This window comes from Morganella sp. HMSC11D09 (genome assembly GCF_001807955.1).
GTDB classification, from domain to species: Bacteria; Pseudomonadota; Gammaproteobacteria; order Enterobacterales; family Enterobacteriaceae; genus Morganella; species Morganella morganii.
Window position 1 is genome coordinate 97,854 of the sequence record NZ_KV791712.1, and the last position, 19,233, is coordinate 117,086.

The following is a 19,233-nucleotide window of genomic DNA, read 5'->3' on the forward strand; positions in this document are numbered from 1 at the left end:
ACCGTTTTCAATAGTTATTAAGCAAAAAAAACGATGAACCTCACTAAAAAACAAGTCCAGCACCTGAAAGCACTCGCTCATCATCTGAACCCGGTTGTCATGATTGGCAACAACGGTCTGACTGAAGGCGTACTCGCAGAAACTGAAGTGGCTCTTACACATCATGAGCTTATCAAAGTTAAAATCGCGGGCGAAGACCGTGAAATGAAAACCTTGATTGCAGATGCGATTGTGCGTGAAACCGGTGCTTACAATGTGCAGATTATCGGTAAAATTCTGGTGCTCTACCGTCCGTCGGAAGCCCGGAAGATCATTTTACCTAAATGATAATTGCATATTTATAAAAAAATGCCACCGGCAGATGATTTCTGACGATATCGTCCGGCCGGTGGCATTCCTTTCAGATTTTCTTCATATCCGGGCCGCCTCAGTGCTCTGCCACCCGAATGTAAAGTTCAGTAAAAACGCCTTTCACTGCATTTTTCTGATGAAATATCCGTATTGTGCTGTTTTTTTACGACGCAGCTTACAGGTATTCCACATTGATGACTTCATACTCAACTTCACCGCCCGGTGTCTGGATGACAACCACGTCGTCAACCTCTTTACCGATAAGGCCGCGGGCAATCGGAGAGTTCACTGACAGCAGGTTTGATTTGATATCAGCCTCATCATCACCCACGATGCGGTAAGTCTGCTCTTCATCCGTTGCGACGTTAAAAACGGTAACAGTCGCACCGAAAATAATCCGGCCATTGTTGGTCATTTTGGTGACATCAATCACCTGCGCATTGGAGAGCTTGGCTTCGATCTCCTGAATACGGCCTTCACAGAAACCCTGCTGCTCACGGGCGGCGTGATATTCTGCGTTTTCTTTCAGATCGCCGTGCTCGCGGGCTTCCGCGATATCAGCGATAATTTTCGGACGGCGCTCATTTTTGAGAAATTCTAATTCTTCACGCAGTTGGTCTGCGCCGCGTACCGTCATAGGGATTTGTTTCATTCTCTACCTCTGAATCATTCCTAAGTAATAGTCATATCATCCTGATTAAACGATAACAGTACCTTATGCGCCATGTGTGGCACACTACTATTAAGTAAAACCGTGTAAATCTGCGCTGATACGGCCATCGCACTGCGGATGCTGTCAGCGCGGTTGACGCGTTATCCGCGCGGGCTGAACTGAGATCCTGTCCCGGTATTCTATCCCGGAGCGCAATGCGGGTCATCGTTTACTTTTACCGGTCCGTGGCTTTAGTATAACGGGCTCTCACCCCCGATTGTGATGGATAGGTCGCTCAATGAATGTTTTTACCCGGCTCGCATATGCGATGGGATTGTCAGTATTACTGGCTGCAGGTGCAGCAGCCACCCCGGTCGAACAATATACCCAATATCTGCCCGCCGGTACAAACCTGGCGATGATTGCGCAGCGGGTGGGCGATTCTCAGCCAATCGTGGAATATCAGGGGCAGCAGATGGCGCTGCCCGCCAGTACCCAGAAAGTGGTGACGGCACTTGCCGCCCTGTTACAGCTGGGGCCGGATTTCCGTTTTACCACCAGTCTGGAAACCAAAGGACATGTTGAGGGCACTACCCTGAAAGGGGATTTAATCACCCGTTTTACCGGTGATCCGACCCTCACCCGCCAGCAGATCCGCAATATGGTCAATGAACTGCGTAAAGCCGGGATACAGGCCATCGACGGTGATCTGGTGATCGATATCTCTGCCTTTGCCAGTCATGACAAAGCGCCGGGCTGGGTGTGGAATGATTTAACCCAGTGCTTCAGTGCCCCGCCGGGTGCTGCAATCATCGACCGTAACTGCTTTTCAGTGACGCTGTACCCGGGGGAAAAACCCGGCGATACCGCCTATATCCGCACCTCGGAGTATTATCCGGTCAATATGTTCAGTGAGGTCAAAACCCTCGAACGCGGCTCTGCCGAAGGGCGTTTCTGTGAGCTGGATGTGGTACCGGGTGAACTGAACCGCTATACCATCACCGGCTGTATGAATCAGCGCAGCGAACCGCTGCCGCTGGCATTCGGTGTCCAGAACGGCGCAAGCTACGCCGGGGCGATCGTCAAAAATGAACTGATCCATGCAGGGATCACCCTGAGCGGCAATGTCCGCCGTCAGACCCACCCGGAACAGCCGGGCACCGTACTGATACAAACACAATCCGCTCCGCTGCATGCTCTGCTGACCAAAATGCTGAAAAAATCCGACAATATGATTGCCGATGAAGTTTTCCGCACCATCGGCCGCAGCTATTACGGCGTGCCGGGCACCTGGCGTTCCGGCCAGCAGGCCGTCCGTCAGGTACTGAAAGAAAAAGCCGGTATTGATATGGGCAATACCGTAATGGTGGATGGCTCCGGATTGTCCCGTCACAACCTGATCACCCCGGCAACCATGATGGAAGTGCTGCAATTTATAGCCAAACATGATGATCAGCTGCAATTTATCAAAATGCTGCCGCTCTCCGGCTATGACGGCACACTGCAATACCGCGGCGGTCTGACAGAAGCGGGCGTTAACGGTAAGCTTTCCGCCAAAACCGGTTCATTACAGGGCGTGTATAACCTGGCCGGATTCCTCACCACCGCCAGCGGACAGCGCATTGCGTTCGTGCAGTTTATTTCCGCTTATGCCGTCCCGCCTGCCGAGCAGCGCAGCCGCCGTGTACCGCTGGTCCGCTTTGAAGGGCATTTATATAAAGATTTATACCGCAATTACTGAGTTGCTGAAAAACTAACGGCAATAAAAAACCCGGCGTATTCACCGGGTTTTTCTTTGCTCAGGATTCTGACGATTATTTCTTCCAGATGAACTCGACACCTTCTTCGTCGTCTTCATCCCAGTCGTCGTCCCAGTCATCATCGTCTTCTGCCTGCTCAAGCTGCTCTTTGTGGTAATCATCCCACATAAAGTCCACTTTTGCGTCCGCAGCCGGCACTTCAGCCACGGCTTCGCGGGCATGGGTGTTGAGGAATTCCATCAGATCCCAGCACAGTGCTTTCACGCCTTCGTGATTGACCGCAGAGATCATATAGAATTTATCTTCCCAGCCGAGCGCATCCGCGATCGCCTGAGAACGGGCTTTCGCTTCTTCAGGATCAATCAGATCGACTTTGTTGAAGACCAGCCAGCGCGGCTTCTCTGCCAGCTTCTCACTGTATTTTTCCAGTTCACCGACAATGATCTTCGCATTTTCCACCGGATCACTTTCATCCACCGGACAGATGTCGATCAGGTGCAGCAGCACGCGGCAGCGTTCCAGATGCTTCAGGAAACGGATCCCCAGACCGGCACCGTCAGATGCGCCTTCGATCAGTCCCGGGATATCCGCGACCACGAAGCTCTGTGAGTTATCCATCCGCACCACACCCAGGCTCGGTACCAGTGTGGTGAACGGATAGTCCGCCACTTTTGGTTTTGCCGCAGAGACAGAACGGATAAAGGTGGATTTACCGGCATTCGGCATCCCCAGCATCCCGACGTCAGCCAGCAGCATCAGTTCCATCATGAGTTCGCGGGTTTCGCCCGGGGTACCCATAGTGCGCTGACGCGGTGCACGGTTAACGGATGATTTAAAGCGTGCGTTACCCAGGCCGTGAAATCCGCCCTTGGCAACCATGTGACGCTGTCCGTGCTGCAACATGTCCGCCAGTACCTCATTGGTGGTCATATCGCGCACACGGGTGCCTACAGGCACGTTAATCGTGATATCGTTGCCCCGTTTACCGGTACAGTCACGACTCTGGCCGTTTTGACCCCGCTCAGCGCGGAATGATTTTTCAAAACGGTAATCAATCAGGGTATTGAGGTTTTCATCGGCCTGGAGGTATACATCACCGCCATCGCCGCCGTCTCCGCCGTCTGGTCCGCCTTTCGGAATATATTTTTCGCGACGGAAGCTCACGCATCCGTTGCCGCCATCTCCTGCCACAACCAGGATTTTAGCTTCATCTACAAATTTCATTACTTTTCTCCGTAACGTTGCCGTGTCCGGACTACCGGTTCAGTATGACCCGGGATGACGTTTTACGCATATAAAAAGCCCTGCAAAAGGTTTGCAGGGCTTTCGGACTCGGTTAAGACGTGAAAAACTTATTCAGCTTCGATGCTGATGAATTTACGGTTTTTCGGGCCTTTAACTTCGAATTTGACTTTTCCGTCAGCTAACGCGAACAGAGTGTGGTCGCGACCGCAACCTACGTTGCTGCCTGCGTGGAATTTAGTACCACGCTGACGAACGATGATGCTGCCTGCTAATACAGCTTCACCACCGAAACGTTTTACACCCAGACGTTTTGCTTCAGAATCGCGACCGTTTCGAGTCGAGCCGCCAGCCTTTTTGTGTGCCATTGATCTGCTCTCCTATTAACTTAAGCGATACCGGTAATTTTAACATCAGTGAACCACTGACGGTGGCCCTGCTGTTTCCGGCTGTGTTTACGACGACGGAACTTAACGATTTTAATTTTATCGCCGCGACCGTGTGTAACCACTTCAGCTTTAATTTTAACACCTTCAACGACTGGAGCGCCGATCTTGATGTCTTCACCATTTGCAACCATCAGAACCTGGTCAAACTCAACAGTTTCACCTGTTGCGATGTCCAGCTTTTCCAAGCGAACGATTTGACCTTCGCTGACCCGGTGTTGTTTACCACCACTTTGGAAAACCGCGTACATATTAACTCCGCTTTCCGCACACCCCATAAAATTTGATTCTCAGAGTGCACTATAAAATTATTCACAATAGGGCGCGGATTTTACGCAAAAACGCTGCAAATGACAAGTGCTGAAAACGATCTAATGGTAAAAAAACGTCACTTTACAGATAGCCGTTTATTTGCAGCTTTTTTACAGTACAATCATAAAATATAAAAAAACGCTGCTATCATAAACCATTACCTTTGATCGGGATGTCAAAAACAAGGTTAAAGCAAGTCATATGAACTCAGAACAAATAATCGCGCTGACTGCGGATGATATGACCGCAGTCAATCAAAAGATTCAAAAACAGCTGACCTCGGACGTATCGCTTATCAACCAGCTGGGTTACTACATTATCAGCGGCGGCGGGAAACGGATCCGCCCGATGATCGCTGTGCTGACCGGCCGGGCTCTGGGCTATGACGGCGACAAACATATTCAGGTGGCGGCTCTGATCGAATTTATTCATACCGCCACCCTGCTGCACGACGATGTGGTGGATGAATCCGACATGCGCCGCGGCAAACAGACAGCCAACGAAGTGTTCGGCAATGCCGCCAGTGTGCTGGTCGGGGATTTTATCTACACACGATCCTTTCAGATGATGACGGATCTGGATTCCATGCGTGTGCTGAAACTGATGTCAGAAGCGACAAACGTGATCGCGGAAGGAGAAGTGCTGCAGCTGATGAACTGCAACGATCCGGATATCAGCGAAGCGGATTACATGCAGGTTATCTACAGCAAAACTGCCCGCCTGTTTGAGGCTGCCTCACAATCTGCGGCAATTCTGGCCGGTGCCACACCGGAACAGGAAAAGGCCCTTCAGGATTACGGCCGCTTTCTCGGTACCGCGTTTCAGCTGATCGATGATGTTCTGGATTATGATGCGGATAACGCGACACTCGGCAAAAATACCGGGGATGATCTCGACGAAGGCAAACCGACGCTCCCGCTGCTCCACGCCATGCACAACGGTAATGCGGAAGAATCCGCGCTGATCCGTCAGGCGATTGAACAAGGTAACGGACGTCACCTGCTGGAGCAGGTTCTTGCAACCATGAAGCGCTGCGGATCTCTGGCTTACACCTATGCCCGCGCCGAAGAAGAAGCGGACAAAGCTATCGCAGCCCTGTCCGCACTGCCGGACTCACAGTACAAAGATGCACTGGCCGGCCTGGCCCATATCGCAGTCCGCCGCTCAGCCTGATCATTGCATGAGAAAACGGGATCTTCACAGATCCCGTTTTTTTATTCCGGTTTTTCGTCCGGCTCCCGGCTGCCCGGAAGCTCCTGTGCATCAAGATGCTGGATCAGTTTAGCCAGCCCTTCCCGCAGAATGAACGTGACAATTTTCTCCCGTTCCTCTCTGGTCAGCTGATAATAGGCTTCCACCCAGATCAGAAACGCATCCTGCCGTTTCGCCTGATAGCTCGCGCTGTTATCACATGCATGCAGGATCGCCTGAACTTCATCCGGCAGACTATCGATACTGTATTCGACTGCTTTTCCCTGCACGCCGCGCTTGCGCCGCTGATGCCAGCCTTCCCGTCTCGCCATCAGGTTGACACCTTGAGGAGATGATGGCAAGCCCGCCAAACCAACCAATTCCTTCGCGGAATACCATTCTTTTTTCATCTTTTCTCCTGCAACCCATTTTCAGCAAAAAATCGGCAATTTCCGTGCTTAAACTGCGTGAATTTGCCGGGCACTTTCCTAAAAATGACAAATGCTTTAGCTACACTGAATTTTTCAACAGCTTCCGGATTCATTCCGATTTTCACGAGAATATTTTACAAACGCAAGGATAAAACATCATCTTTTTGTGAATAATCGGCATATTTTATTACAATAACGGTAAACACTGACTACAATGACCACCGGGCAGAAAATGAGATCCGACTCAGTGCTGCTGCTGGCGTATCACGCCTGATAACAGGTAAAAACCGCTTTTGTTTCATCAACAAACTCCTTATGTTAAGTAAGTAAATATGCTTACTTCATTCATTCCTTTGTGTTACCTGCCCATTTTCATTCTGTTTCTTAATTCTGTAACAGAGTTCAAAAAAGATATTTTTAAGAAAAAATTTAAGAAAATATTTAGAAAAATAATGGTATTTTATTTTCTTAATAACGAATTGGGTTCATCTTTAATGTGATGGCAACCCGTTATTTATACCACTAACACAACATTAATCTAAAATAAAAAGGACTCAATATATGGATTCCGGTAAATCTGACTGGCACCCTGCTGATATAATTGCATCGCTGAAGAAACGGGGGACAACCCTAGCCGCCTTGTCGCGCAGTGCGGGACTCAGCTCCTCAACGCTTGCTAACGCGCTTTCCCGGCCGTGGCCGAAGGGTGAATGGCTCATCGCAGACTTTCTCGCCGTCCATCCGTCAGAGATTTGGCCCAGCCGTTATTTTAATTCTATCACAGGTGAATTATTAGATAGGAAAATAAGAGTGAAGGTAACTAATTAATTTCAATATATACTTATAAAAACAATAAAACCGCTAATCGTAATTAGCGGTTTTATTTACGGCTCAAAAAAATAAATACAACTATTTAATAATTCAGCTGTTAATAAATTTCTCACCAAGCGCAATATCGGCCTTCAGCACATCCAGCATGCCGTTCAGTGCTTTCTCTTCATATGCACTGAGTGAACCAATGTCCAGACGCTTCTCAACACCGTTCTTGCCTAACACGACCGGCTGGGCGAAGAAACGGGCGTATTTGCCGTCACCTTCGGTATAAGTGCATTCCACCACATTGCTTTCACCCTGCATGGCGCGAACCAGTGACAGGCCGAAACGCGCGGCTGCCTGGCCCATAGAGAGCGTTGCGGACCCACCGCCTGCTTTGGCTTCCACCACTTCAGTACCGGCGTTCTGGATGCGTTTGGTCAGGCTGTCGATTTCCGCGTCGCTGAAGCTGACACCCGGGATCTGAGACAGCAGCGGCAGAATGGTCACACCGGAGTGGCCGCCGATAACCGGCACTTCCAGCTCCTGTGGTTTCTTGCCTTTCAGTTCCGCCACAAAGGTGTTGGAACGGATAATGTCCAGCGTGGTCACGCCGAACAGGCGATTTTTGTCATACACACCGGCTTTTTTCAGCACTTCTGCCGCGATCGCCACTGTGGTGTTCACCGGGTTGGTGATAATGCCGATTAATGCTTTCGGACAGGTTTTGGCAATTTTTTCCACCAGATTGCGGACGATCCCCGCGTTAACATTAAACAGATCAGAACGATCCATGCCGGGTTTACGGGCCACACCGGCAGAAATCAGGACAATATCCGCGCCTTCTAATGCAGGGGTAGGATCCTCTCCCGCGAATCCGGTGATCCGGACATCGGTCGGGATATGGCTGAGATCTTTTGCCACACCCGGTGTGACCGGTGCGATATCATATAAAGTAAGATCTGAACCTGAAGGAAGCTGGGTTTTAAGAAGAAGGGCGAGAGCCTGACCAATACCACCTGCTGCTCCGAGAACTGCAACTTTCATCCTGAGACTCCTTAACTTGGGACGGTTAGCACGATTGCGCATCAGGCGCCAATCCGTGCATGAGGGCTGTGAATACAATATTTTAACAGACTGATTGCATATTCACGCATTTGAATCTGTTTGTCTATTGTTATCCATTCTAAACAAATCGCTTATCTGTTAATGAGATAAGGAACACTATTTTGACAATTATTTTACTTTAAGTGCACTTATAGTCATGCACGTTAATATACCGATGCGTAACTGATAACAACCTCATTTAATTAACAATATATTTACCTCCGGTGATAACCCGGTCAGAGTCATAAGCAATGTCAATTACGTGAGCTGATCACCAGTTTTGACCATTAATGCGGTTTCCCCCGGTCAGACCACAGGGTTTAATTTGCATAAAAATGCATTTTTCCGCATAATAATAAGGTTCGTATCCAAATTTGCAGGAAAGACTATGCGCGCACCTTCTAAACAGGAAGATCTGATCAAGGCGTTTAAGGCGCTGTTGAAAGAAGAGAAATTCAGCTCTCAGGGGGAGATCGTCACCGCCCTGCAGGAAGAGGGCTTTGAGAATATTAACCAGTCCAAGATTTCCAGGATGCTGACCAAGTTCGGTGCTGTCCGCACCCGTAACGCGAAAATGGAAATGGTTTACTGTCTGCCTGCGGAACTGGGTGTTCCGACAGCCACCAGCCCGTTAAAAAACCTGGTGCTGGATATTGATTACAATGACTCGGTTGTGGTTATCCGTACCAGTCCGGGAGCAGCACAGCTGATTGCCCGTCTGCTGGACTCCATCGGCAAATCCGAGGGCATTCTCGGCAGTATCGCCGGGGATGACACTATTTTCTCGACACCGGCCAAAGATTTCACCACAGAACAGCTCTACGAAGCGATTCTCGCCCTGTTCGAGCAGGAACTGTAATCCGCCGTTAATCATAAAAAAACCGCGTGGTACTGATGCACCGCGCGGTTTTTTATTCTTGCTCAGATTACTTCAGTTTTTCCAGCAGTTTATCGTGGATACCACCGAAGCTGCCGTTGCTCATCACCAGGATATGATCCCCCGGCTGTGCATGTTCGGCCACCATATTGGTCAGCGCATCCAGGTCACCGCTCCAGTATGCCGGTTGTACACAACGCTCGGTAATTTCACTGACCAGCCACGGAATATTCGCCGGCTGGAAGATAAAGACTTCATCCGCACGACCCAGCGCAGGCGCGATATCGTCTTTGCTGATCCCCATTTTCATGGTGTTTGAACGCGGCTCCAGAACCACCAGGATGCGGGCGGTACCGCCGACTTTACTGCGCAGCGCCTGTAATGTGGCCAGAATCGCCGTCGGGTGATGCGCAAAGTCATCATAGACACTGATACCGTTCACCTCACCGCGCAGCTCAAGGCGGCGGCGGGCGTTGATAAATTTACCCAGCGCACGGCAGGCTTCCGCGACCGGCACACCGACGTGATGTGCGGCAGCCACCGCCATCAGGGCGTTCTGCATATTATGCTCGCCCACCAGTCCCCAGGTCACACGACCGCTGATTTCACCGTCATAACGCACATCGAACTCACCGCAGTCGTTGGTGACTTTCTCTGCCTGCCAGCGGGCGTTGTCGCCGGTGTATTCTTCCTCACTCCAGCAGCCCATACTGAGCACCTGTTTCAGATTGGCATCCTGCGCCGGGGCGATAATTTTGCCGTCACCCGGCACCACACGTACCAGATGATGGAACTGTTTTTCAATCGCCGCGAGGTTTTCAAAGATATCCGCGTGATCAAACTCGAGGTTGTTGAGCAGCAGTGTGCGCGGGCTGTAGTGAACAAATTTTGAGCGCTTATCAAAGAATGCACAGTCATATTCATCCGCTTCGATAACAAAGAACGGACTGTTACCCAGCGTGGCGGAAACATCAAAGTTCCCCGGGACACCGCCGATCAGAAAGCCCGGCTGATAGCCGCAGTCTTCCAGAATCCACGCCAGCATACCTGCAGTGGTGGTTTTGCCGTGAGTCCCGGCAACCGCCAGCACCCAGCGCTCCGGCAGTACATGGTCATGCAGCCACTGCGGCCCTGAAGTGTAAGGAATTCCCTGGTTCAGCACCGCCTCGACACACGGGTTTCCGCGTTTCATGGCATTGCCGATCACCACCATATCCGGGCGCGGCGTCAGCTGAGCCGGGTCATAACCCTGAATCAGCTCGATCCCCTGCTCTGTCAGTAAATCACTCATCGGCGGGTAGACATTCTGATCCGAACCGGTCACTTTGTGCCCCTGTGCACGGGCCAGGATAGCCAGGCTGCCCATGAAGGTGCCGCAGATACCGAGAATATGAATATGCATTATTTTTTATCCAATAGCATGACGTTGGTCACTATTCTAACCATCTCTCAAAAGAACTGAAACGGATTAGCCTATCAATTATGATTTTCTTTGGCTAAACTTGCACCCGCGTTTACGGGCAACCGCTTTCGTAATACTTTTATTTCACCCACTTCAGGACGTACGTCATGAAAACATTAGGCGAATTTATCGTCGAAAAACAGCAGGACTTTTCTCACGCCACCGGAGAACTGACTGCACTCCTCTCCGCGATTAAGTTAGGCGCTAAGATTATTCACCGTGATATCAACAAAGCCGGGCTGGTTGATATCCTTGGTACTAATGGTATCTCAAACGTGCAGGGCGAAGTCCAGATGAAACTGGATCTCTATGCCAACGAGAAACTGAAAGCCGCGCTGAAAGCCCGTGGTGAAGTTGCCGGTATTGCCTCCGAAGAAGAAGACGACATTGTTGTTTTTGAGGGCGGCCGTGCGGAAAACGCCAAATATGTGGTTCTGATGGATCCGCTCGACGGCTCATCCAATATTGATGTGAATGTGTCAGTCGGTACTATTTTCTCTATTTATCACCGTATCACCCCGCTGGGCCAGCCGGTCACCGAAGCTGACTTCCTCCAGCCGGGTAACCGCCAGGTTGCTGCCGGTTATGTGGTTTACGGCTCTTCCACCATGCTGGTTTATACCACCGGTAACGGTGTTCACGCCTTCACCTATGACCCGTCTCTGGGTGTGTTCTGCCTGTGCCAGGCGGATATGAAATTCCCGGAAAACGGTAAAATGTATTCCATCAACGAAGGGAACTACATCCGTTTCCCTGTCGGCGTGAAAAAATACATCAAATACTGCCAAGAAGAAGATCCGGCAACTGACCGCCCGTACACCACCCGTTATATCGGCTCTCTGGTGGCGGATTTCCACCGCAACCTGCTCAAGGGCGGAATTTACATCTACCCGAGCACCGCAAGCCACCCGAACGGCAAACTGCGTCTGCTGTATGAGTGCAACCCGATGTCATTCCTCGCGGAACAGGCCGGCGGTAAAGCAAGTGACGGTAAGAACCGTATCCTCGATATCATTCCGGAAAAACTCCACCAGCGTTCGCCGTACTTTGTCGGTACCCGCGCAATGGTAGAGAAAGCCGAAAGCTTTATGGCGGAATTCCCGGACGAAAACGGGAAGTAACCAACAGTAAGCGAAGGAAAAGGCGGTATACCACCGCCTTTTTTTCGTTATAATATCTGCCACGCTATTTGTTCTGAAGATTAAGGAATCCGTTCATGAGCCTGAATAATGTTCCGGCAGGTAAAGAGCTGCCAGAAGATATCTATGTTGTTATCGAAATCCCTGCCAACGCAGATCCGATTAAATACGAAGTTGATAAAGAATCCGGTGCACTGTTTGTTGACCGTTTCATGTCAACCGCTATGTTCTACCCGTGTAACTACGGTTACATCAACCACACCTTATCTCTGGATGGTGATCCGGTAGACGTGCTGGTTCCGACTCCGTATCCGTTACAGCCGGGTTCAGTGATCCGCTGCCGTCCTGTCGGCGTGCTGAAAATGACCGACGAATCCGGTGAAGATGCCAAACTGGTTGCGGTTCCGCACACCAAACTGAGCAAAGAATACGATCACATTAAAGATGTGAACGATCTGCCTGAGCTGCTGAAAGCTCAGATCACTCACTTCTTCGAGCACTACAAAGATCTCGAAAAAGGCAAATGGGTGAAAGTTGACGGCTGGGAAGATGCTGCTGCCGCCAAAGCTGAAATCATTGCTTCTTTCGAACGCGCTGCGAAAAAATAATCCGCAGTCCGTTTCAGAGACAAAAAAAACCGCTGTTTTCACAGCGGTTTTTTTATTCACAGGGAAATCATTCGCTTTCCGGGCCTTCTGCCTCGTGCCGTTTCAGCCAGTCCCCGCAATTTATCTTCACCAGTCCGTCCACCGGACGCTGATATAAGTAAATCCAGGCACTGCCGTACGGCGTTGAAACCAATTCACGCCGGTAATCCTGACCATCTTTTTTTAATTCATCCAGCTCAGTCAGGATCGACGAGGAGATCCGGTACACTTCACATTCGATCGAACCGGTTCCCGGTACCACCGCAGGATAGTGTCCCAAATCATACAGGTCATAGCCTTCAAGCGTATATTCTCCCAGCAGGGCGGCATAGGTCATCCAATGATGGTTGCCCTGTTTCTGCCGCAAACTGCCATAAACGATCACTCGCATATATTAAAACTCAAACTGATAAAGCAGATCGATCGCCTGGTTAACACCAGACACCGCTTCCAGATATAACCTGGGCATTAACCTATAGCGTAACGTTAAGGTCGCTAAAGAGTCAAATATACCGACACCATATTTTACCTGCAGGTCGTTGGTTATCTTACCGCTGACCACAACCTGCGACTTATCGCCCACGCCCTGGGTATCCAGCGCCAGATCCGAAATACCGAATGTTTCACCAATTTTTCCGACTAACTGCCCGCTTTGTGCCACCCCTAGGCTGATAAGCATGGATGTCATCTGCGAACTGTCTGCGTCACCGGAATCCAGCCCCTCACCGCGCAGCAGATAAGAGAGCGCATTTTCCTGGGACATGGCCGGATCAGAAAATATTTCCACTTTCGGTCTGTCGGCAAGCCCGGTCACCCGGACACCCGCGATCACGCCGTTAGCAGTGTTATCCGGGTTACGGATAGCTTCCAGATTAAGGAACGGCTGATCAGCCGGACCGGAGAACAGGATCTGTCCTTTGCGCACCAGCAGATCCTGCCCGTAAGCATGGAAACGCCCGCGCGGAATATCCACCTGGCCGTTGAGCCCCAGACCCTGTTTATCCTGGGCGACTTTCAGATCCCCGGTCAGTTTTGCTTTCAGACCAAAGGCATCGAGCAGCACATCATCACCGATATGGATCCGCAGATTACTCAGGATCGGAATACTGGTCTGTTTCTCACGGATTGGCTGTAAGTTGTCATCCAGCATCACTTCGTCGGATGTGGCGCTGACGGCGGACTCCGGTACTTCATGCACGGTGATCCGCGCCCACGGAATATTGACCGTTCCGTCCAGCTTCAGCATCGACGGTGTGGCTTCAAAGACCAGATCCGGGCTGACATCAATCCGGATCATCGGCGGCAGGGAAACGCGCAGTTTGTCACCCTGTGCGAAGATCCGCGCACTCCAGGCATCCATTCTGCGCCAGTCCGCGTTACCGCTGAGGTTGAGATACCCTTCCGGCGTTTTGATGTTTCCGCTGAGATCAGAACGGGCGCCATCAAAGTTCACGGTCAGTCCGCCGGTTGTGATATCAAACGGCAGCAGACGGCCGCTGACGGCGAGATCTGATAATCCCAGCTGGCCAAACAGCAGCGGTGATGCAGCATTACCGCCCAGACGCAGCCCCGCATTCAGCCGCCCGGTGGCTTTATCCCCTTTGCCGAGCAATGGTTTCAGCAGATCCAGCGAGATATTATCGATCCCGACATTCCCGCTCAGCTGACGGCGTTTCTCCAGATCAGAAATCTGGACATTACCGTTAATCTTTCCGTTACCGGCAATAGCAATCAGCCACTGAAGATTCAGTTTGCCGTTCTTCATGGCGGTGGTCATGGTCAGGGTGTCAAACGCGACCGGCAGATTCGTGCCGTCGAGGTTCTGCACCACCTTCACACCGTTGCCTTTCAGGGATGCATCCACCACCGGCTGTGAGCCGTCCGCAAACCAGCGGACATTGGCATTACCGCTGAATACACCATCCAGCCGGGTATCCGGGCCAAGGAATGGTTTAATCATCGCCAGATCAAAACGTTCAAGGGCAACCGATGCATTACCGGAAGCTCCTGCGGTGATCGGTTTCGGCACACAGATACGGGCATCCGGATTCACCCAGCAATGGGTGCCGATAGTCACTTCCTGTTTTTCATTCAGATAAGTCAGCGCCATTACCTTGCTGAGCGACCATTCACCCACCGGTGTGTCAAAGCGGGTGTTATTCAGCGTACCTTTCCAGGTTTCGGTTTTACGGTCAAATCCGCCGTTCAGCATCAGTTGTGCCGAGACCGGCTCGCCTTTCATGGTCAGTTTCAGCTGGTGCTGTGCTTCGGTACCTTTGGCATTCAGGGTCAGGTTGCTGATCACCAGATCGGCCTGCTTCAGCTGATTCACCGTCACATCCAGCTGGCCTTTGATCTGCTCTGCGGAGGTGATATCCCCTTTGATTTTCGCATCCGCCACCGACAGATCGTTTTGCCATTTCAGGCTGTGAACAGCCAGGTCGGCGAGGATCTGTGGTTTTTCCATATTGCCACGGACATTGAGCTTCCCTTTGACCGTTCCCGCCAGCCCCGGAACCAGGCCGCCGAGCGCCGGTGCATTGATATCCGCATCCAGCTTCCAGGCATCTGCCAGCTCGCCCCGCACATCCAGTTTATTGTTACCCAGTGCCAGTTTCAGATCCGGGATTGTCCACTGACCGCCTGCGTTACCTTTCACATTACCGCGCGCTTTCAGCGGATAGGTTTTCACTTTGCCGTCAAGGGTGATATCCGGGATTTCAAGCTCCCAGTTACCACCGTACAGGCTGCCCCGGGTACTGATTTTGCCGCCCACTTTGGCCGGCCACTCCGGATAGGCTTTTGCGGTATTCAGCCCGGAGAGCGTCAGAACCGCCTGCCAGCTGATGGCTTTCTGCCAGTCCGCCACCCCGGTCACTTCCGCAAAGCCCTGTAACGCATTCAGGCGCAGCCGGGTAAGATTCAGCTGTTCAGTATTCCCTTTCGCATCCAGCGTCAGCAGCGCAGGCGGGATGTCCTTTCCTTTGATATCCGAACGCAGGGAGAGGTCGTAACCGCTCACTTTCCCGTTAAGGCGCAGTTTCACGCCATCAAGCTGATAATCCGCCTCACCGGTCAGCGGCCAGCTGACTTTCTGACTCTCCAGGGTCAGCAGCAGCGGCAGATCGGCCTGTGTCAGGTTGGTCTGTGCATCCAGCGTGGCATTGACCGGCCCTTTCAGTGCCAGTGCCAGTTTCAGCTCATCGAGCAGTCCGCCGTTCAGGGTAAGATCGAGATCCTGCCCGCTGAACTCCTCAAAATCACGGACATGACCTTTCACCGACAACGCCACCGGCCATTTTTCACTGAGCGCCACTTCCCCGCTGACCGCGATATTGCCCTGTGGCGCATCCGCAGACAGATCGCTGAGGGTCAGCACCTGCCCTTTGTTAAACAATGCCAGATGCAGGGAATTGAGGGTTACCGGTGCATCACCGCTCACCTGCCAGTTTTCACCGGAAATACCTTCCACTGAGATATTCAGCGGCAGAATAACCTCCGGCAGTTCTGCCAGCATCGGCTGAGCAAAAATCTCACTGATGGTTTCACCTAACGGCTTCTCCGGTGCATCCGCTGCCGGCGCCGGTTCTTCTGCCGCAGCCGGGTCACTTTTCGGCAGCACAACAGAAAGGGCATTAATCACCGTGGGTTTCAGGGTCAGCTGGTCGCCCTGCCAGGTCATGGCGGTGCGGAAGGTATCCAGATTTACCGCCATATCATCCACGGTGACCTGAGTGTTGGTCACGGAGAGAGAATCCAGGAAAATGGTCAGCGGTGCATTCAGCTCTGTCAGCGGCTCTGACGGCGGGGTTTCTTCTGACGGCGGCAGTTTTGCCGTATCGACAGCAACCCGCGTACCGTCCGTGCTGAGGTTTTCAACACAGAGTGTCATGTCTTTCAGGCAGCTCAGGCGCAGCGCCAGGTTCACCTTATCCACGCTGACATCAATACCCGGCATGGTGTATTTCACCTGCTTCAGGGTCAGATTACGCAGATCACCCTCAACCTGACCGATAGCCAGGCCGGAGACCACACGCGGTGCAAGATTCAGTGCAAAATGCAGGCCGGACTGTGTCCCCAGGATCCAGCCGAGTGTGCCGCCAGTCAGCAGAATGAGAACCAGCAGAATGATTGCCGGCCATTTCAGATACTTCAGCCATTTCATCAGAGTTCTGCCCCCAAACCGATGTAAAACTGGATATTTTTCGTTTCGTTATCACCTACCGGCGCGGCAAGGTCAAATTTGATCGGCCCGACCGGCGATGCCCAGCGCACCCCGACACCGGCACCGGTTTTGAAATTACTCCGTTTGATATCGTTCACCACTTCACCGCTGTCCACAAACACCGCGCCCCACCAGTTTCCGGTTACGTTGTACTGGTATTCCAGCGAGCCGACCACCAGCCGCGAGCCCCCGGTCAGTTTGCCGTCAGAATCTTCCGGTGAGATTTTGTTGTAACGGTAACCCCGGATACTGCCATCGCCACCGGCGAAGAAACGCAGATCCGGCGGGACCTTGTCGAAATTATTGGTTTCAATCCAGCCGAGGTTGCCGCGCATCACAAAGCGGTGACCATCCCACGGCGTTCTCACCCAGACGTTACGGGCGCGGAAAATGGAAAAATCCACATCCGAGCCCCACATTTCATTGGAAACATCCACTGAGTAGCGCTGACTGTCCCCCCAGGATGGCATCATCCCGCCCCGCGAACGGACACGGCTGACATTCACCCCCGGATAGAGCAGCATGGTGGTGTTGGTGATATCCGCCTGGGTAAAGTGGCTGAGACTCCAGCGCATATTGATACCGTACTGCCAGCCGGTGGATAAATCCCAGTTACGGGAAACACTGACTGTCGCGGTATCGGCTTTGGTATCATTCAGGTCGGTACGCTTATACCCGCCGGAGACGGCGTAATACTGCTCAATCGGGTTGACCTTCAGCGGGATGCGGTAAGAGGTATCAATAATCTGTTCCGGCGCGGACAGGCTGATACTGGAGGTCAGGCTGTGGCCGCTGGAATTCACCCACGGCTTATTCCATTTCGCCTGAACACGCGGCCCCACATCAGTGGCAAAGCCGCCGCCCAGCTCAACAAAGTTCTGTGCCCGCGGAGTGAATGAGGCATCCATGGTCAGATAATCACTGTTATCCGCCCGGGCCTTTGCAATATCCGGGGTGACGATCGCGGACTGGAACCAGCCGGTTTCCGCCAGCAGACGGTTAAATTCGGCCAGTTGATCAGAGGTGTAGTAATCGCCTTCTTTAAACGGCACCAAACCTTCCAGGTATTCATCGCTGATTTGCGAGCCCTGGTAATTCACTTTCCCGAAACGGTATCGTTTGCCGCTGTTGAACACAAAATCCCAGTAGGCCGCATGACGGGAAAGCGCAATGCCGAGCTGGCTTTTTTCCATTTCGGCATCAAAATAGCCGCGTTTTAAGGCAAGCCCTGATAATCCGCTTTTAAAACTTTCGTACTCGCCGTGATTGACGACAGTCCCGGTTTCAGGTGTATTTTTGGTAATGAATTTTTTGAATGCGGGATCGGTTTTTGCCGCGCCTTCGATATCCACGGTAACCCCGGCAATTTTAACAGGTTCCCCCGGGACGACACGGGCATACAACACCGGCCGTGCAGGCGGTGCATTGTCCTGATAATCAAAGGTGATCACCGGCTCATAATACCCCAGCGGACGAAGCCCTTCTTTGATGGCTTTTTCCACCCGGGCACGAAAACGGCCGTCAGCCACGACCTCATCGGTCGTGATAGTGGAAAGCTGGACTCTTGCATTTTTTTCAAGTTGCCCGCTGAGCCCTTCCACTTTTAAGCGAAGATTTGCACTATATGCCAGAGGGGATGTGAGAGACACAGCGACAACACAAACAAGAGGGTACCGGATCACATCAACTCCTGAATTTCTGCGATTTGACTGAGATATACCTTTATTCATTCAGAATACAGCCAACGAACCGGTAATGTGAATGAATAAGGGTATAAATGAAAATAATTTGAAGTTTACTATAGATACATAAGATAAATAACCTGAAATCTGCTGATAATGCACCGATTATTCTTAAAACAGGAGCCACCGCAAATGACACAAAACACCACTCAATACCCGCAGGACACTGTTGTATCTCCTGTTTCCGCCGCTGATGCACTGCCGGACAGCGCTGTGGCACTGACCATCAGCCCGCGCCATACCGTAACCGGCCATGATGTGAACCATGTGCCTGACGGCTTTGATACCGCGTATTTCGCTATGGGCTGCTTCTGGGGCGTGGAGCGCCTGTTCTGGCAGCAGCCGGGCGTGTACAGCACCACCGCCGGTTACACCGGTGGTACGACAAAGAACCCGTCCTATGAAGGCGTCTGCACCGGCAACACCGGTCATGCTGAAGCCGTCCGCATTGTGTATGACCCGTCCGTTATCAGCTATGCCGATCTGCTGCGTCTGTTCTGGGAAAACCACGACCCGGCACAGGGCATGAAACAGGGCGGCGATATCGGCTCACAGTACCGTTCTGCTATCTATACCCAGTCTGACAGCCAGCGCGTGCAGGCACTTGCCTCCCGTGAGCAGTATCAGCAGGCGATGAATGACAATAACGACAGCCGCAGTATCACCACGGCCATCCGCCCGCTCGGCCCGTTTTATGTGGCGGAGGATTACCACCAGCAATACCTGGATAAGAACCCGGAAGGCTACTGCGGGCTCGGCGGGATCGGTGTTTGTCTTCCGCCTTCGCTGAGAAACTAGCCGCTTTTCCCGTTCCGGTGCTATACTGCACATCCGCG

Annotated in this window: 18 protein-coding genes; 8 read left to right on the plus strand and 10 right to left on the minus strand. The window is 51.8% G+C overall.

Annotated features, from left to right (window positions below; all coding sequences use genetic code 11):
* Positions 1-33 precede the first annotated feature (33 nt).
* Entirely contained in the window at positions 34-327 is a 294-nt protein-coding gene (gene yhbY / locus HMPREF3119_RS17785; protein ID WP_004234544.1) for a ribosome assembly RNA-binding protein YhbY, read from the plus strand.
* A gap of 199 nt (positions 328-526) precedes the next feature.
* On the opposite strand, the gene greA is transcribed toward yhbY, so the two are convergent.
* On the minus strand, positions 527-1,003 hold the full coding sequence (gene greA, locus HMPREF3119_RS17790) for a transcription elongation factor GreA (protein WP_015422313.1): 477 nt from the start codon (positions 1,001-1,003) through the stop codon (positions 527-529).
* A gap of 328 nt (positions 1,004-1,331) precedes the next feature.
* Between greA and dacB the strand changes: the two genes are divergently transcribed.
* The gene (gene dacB / locus HMPREF3119_RS17795; RefSeq protein WP_181573882.1) at positions 1,332-2,744 is read left to right on the plus strand and encodes a serine-type D-Ala-D-Ala carboxypeptidase; all 1,413 of its coding nucleotides are present in this window, start codon (positions 1,332-1,334) and stop codon (positions 2,742-2,744) included.
* A 73-nt stretch (positions 2,745-2,817) separates the two neighbouring features.
* Here dacB and cgtA read toward each other — a convergent pair whose 3' ends face one another.
* From cgtA to rplU, 3 genes are all read right to left on the minus strand, one after another.
* The gene (gene cgtA / locus HMPREF3119_RS17800) at positions 2,818-3,987 is read right to left on the minus strand and encodes an Obg family GTPase CgtA (RefSeq protein WP_004241389.1); all 1,170 of its coding nucleotides are present in this window, start codon (positions 3,985-3,987) and stop codon (positions 2,818-2,820) included.
* A gap of 128 nt (positions 3,988-4,115) precedes the next feature.
* The gene (gene rpmA, locus HMPREF3119_RS17805; RefSeq protein WP_004241388.1) at positions 4,116-4,373 is read right to left on the minus strand and encodes a 50S ribosomal protein L27; all 258 of its coding nucleotides are present in this window, start codon (positions 4,371-4,373) and stop codon (positions 4,116-4,118) included.
* 20 nt (positions 4,374-4,393) lie between these two features.
* The gene (gene rplU / locus HMPREF3119_RS17810) at positions 4,394-4,702 is read right to left on the minus strand and encodes a 50S ribosomal protein L21 (RefSeq protein ID WP_004241383.1); all 309 of its coding nucleotides are present in this window, start codon (positions 4,700-4,702) and stop codon (positions 4,394-4,396) included.
* Between the two features lie 262 nt (positions 4,703-4,964).
* Here rplU and ispB point away from each other — a divergent pair, with 262 nt between their 5' ends.
* Positions 4,965-5,936: an octaprenyl diphosphate synthase gene (gene ispB / locus HMPREF3119_RS17815; RefSeq protein ID WP_004234531.1), complete on the plus strand. Its 972-nt coding sequence runs from the start codon at positions 4,965-4,967 to the stop codon at positions 5,934-5,936.
* Positions 5,937-5,977: 41 nt separating this feature from the next.
* Here the strand turns inward: ispB and HMPREF3119_RS17820 are convergent, their stop codons facing one another.
* Complete coding sequence (locus HMPREF3119_RS17820; RefSeq protein ID WP_004241382.1) at positions 5,978-6,364, minus strand: DNA-binding protein; 387 nt, start codon at positions 6,362-6,364, stop codon at positions 5,978-5,980.
* A gap of 582 nt (positions 6,365-6,946) precedes the next feature.
* Between HMPREF3119_RS17820 and HMPREF3119_RS17825 the strand changes: the two genes are divergently transcribed.
* Complete coding sequence (locus HMPREF3119_RS17825; RefSeq protein ID WP_015422314.1) at positions 6,947-7,213, plus strand: helix-turn-helix domain-containing protein; 267 nt, start codon at positions 6,947-6,949, stop codon at positions 7,211-7,213.
* A gap of 93 nt (positions 7,214-7,306) precedes the next feature.
* Here HMPREF3119_RS17825 and mdh read toward each other — a convergent pair whose 3' ends face one another.
* Positions 7,307-8,245 carry a malate dehydrogenase gene (gene mdh, locus HMPREF3119_RS17830; RefSeq protein WP_024474260.1) on the minus strand — a complete coding sequence of 313 codons (939 nt, stop codon included), beginning with the start codon at positions 8,243-8,245 and terminating at the stop codon, positions 7,307-7,309.
* A 448-nt stretch (positions 8,246-8,693) separates the two neighbouring features.
* Here mdh and argR point away from each other — a divergent pair, with 448 nt between their 5' ends.
* The gene (gene argR / locus HMPREF3119_RS17835; protein ID WP_004234524.1) at positions 8,694-9,164 is read left to right on the plus strand and encodes a transcriptional regulator ArgR; all 471 of its coding nucleotides are present in this window, start codon (positions 8,694-8,696) and stop codon (positions 9,162-9,164) included.
* A gap of 67 nt (positions 9,165-9,231) precedes the next feature.
* Here the strand turns inward: argR and mpl are convergent, their stop codons facing one another.
* Entirely contained in the window at positions 9,232-10,584 is a 1,353-nt protein-coding gene (gene mpl / locus HMPREF3119_RS17840) for a UDP-N-acetylmuramate:L-alanyl-gamma-D-glutamyl-meso-diaminopimelate ligase (RefSeq protein ID WP_004234522.1), read from the minus strand.
* 167 nt (positions 10,585-10,751) lie between these two features.
* Here mpl and fbp point away from each other — a divergent pair, with 167 nt between their 5' ends.
* Together fbp and ppa are read left to right on the plus strand one after the other, a co-directional pair.
* Positions 10,752-11,765, plus strand: coding sequence for a class 1 fructose-bisphosphatase (gene fbp / locus HMPREF3119_RS17845; protein WP_025154535.1), 1,014 nt, complete (start codon positions 10,752-10,754; stop codon positions 11,763-11,765).
* Positions 11,766-11,860: 95 nt separating this feature from the next.
* The gene (ppa, locus tag HMPREF3119_RS17850) at positions 11,861-12,391 is read left to right on the plus strand and encodes an inorganic diphosphatase (protein ID WP_004234518.1); all 531 of its coding nucleotides are present in this window, start codon (positions 11,861-11,863) and stop codon (positions 12,389-12,391) included.
* Between the two features lie 67 nt (positions 12,392-12,458).
* On the opposite strand, the gene HMPREF3119_RS17855 is transcribed toward ppa, so the two are convergent.
* From HMPREF3119_RS17855 to HMPREF3119_RS17865, 3 genes are read right to left on the minus strand one after another with little or no spacing between them, the layout of a single operon-like run.
* Complete coding sequence (locus HMPREF3119_RS17855) at positions 12,459-12,821, minus strand: gamma-glutamylcyclotransferase family protein (protein WP_015422315.1); 363 nt, start codon at positions 12,819-12,821, stop codon at positions 12,459-12,461.
* 3 nt (positions 12,822-12,824) lie between these two features.
* Positions 12,825-16,595, minus strand: a complete 3,771-nt coding sequence (locus HMPREF3119_RS17860; RefSeq protein ID WP_070580461.1) for an autotransporter assembly complex protein TamB — start codon at positions 16,593-16,595, stop codon at positions 12,825-12,827.
* Complete coding sequence (locus HMPREF3119_RS17865) at positions 16,595-18,337, minus strand: autotransporter assembly complex protein TamA (protein WP_036413172.1); 1,743 nt, start codon at positions 18,335-18,337, stop codon at positions 16,595-16,597. Before HMPREF3119_RS17865 ends, HMPREF3119_RS17860 begins: the two co-directional genes overlap by 1 nt.
* A gap of 192 nt (positions 18,338-18,529) precedes the next feature.
* Between HMPREF3119_RS17865 and msrA the strand changes: the two genes are divergently transcribed.
* Complete coding sequence (msrA, locus tag HMPREF3119_RS17870) at positions 18,530-19,195, plus strand: peptide-methionine (S)-S-oxide reductase MsrA (RefSeq protein WP_004241375.1); 666 nt, start codon at positions 18,530-18,532, stop codon at positions 19,193-19,195.
* Positions 19,196-19,233 lie beyond the last annotated feature (38 nt).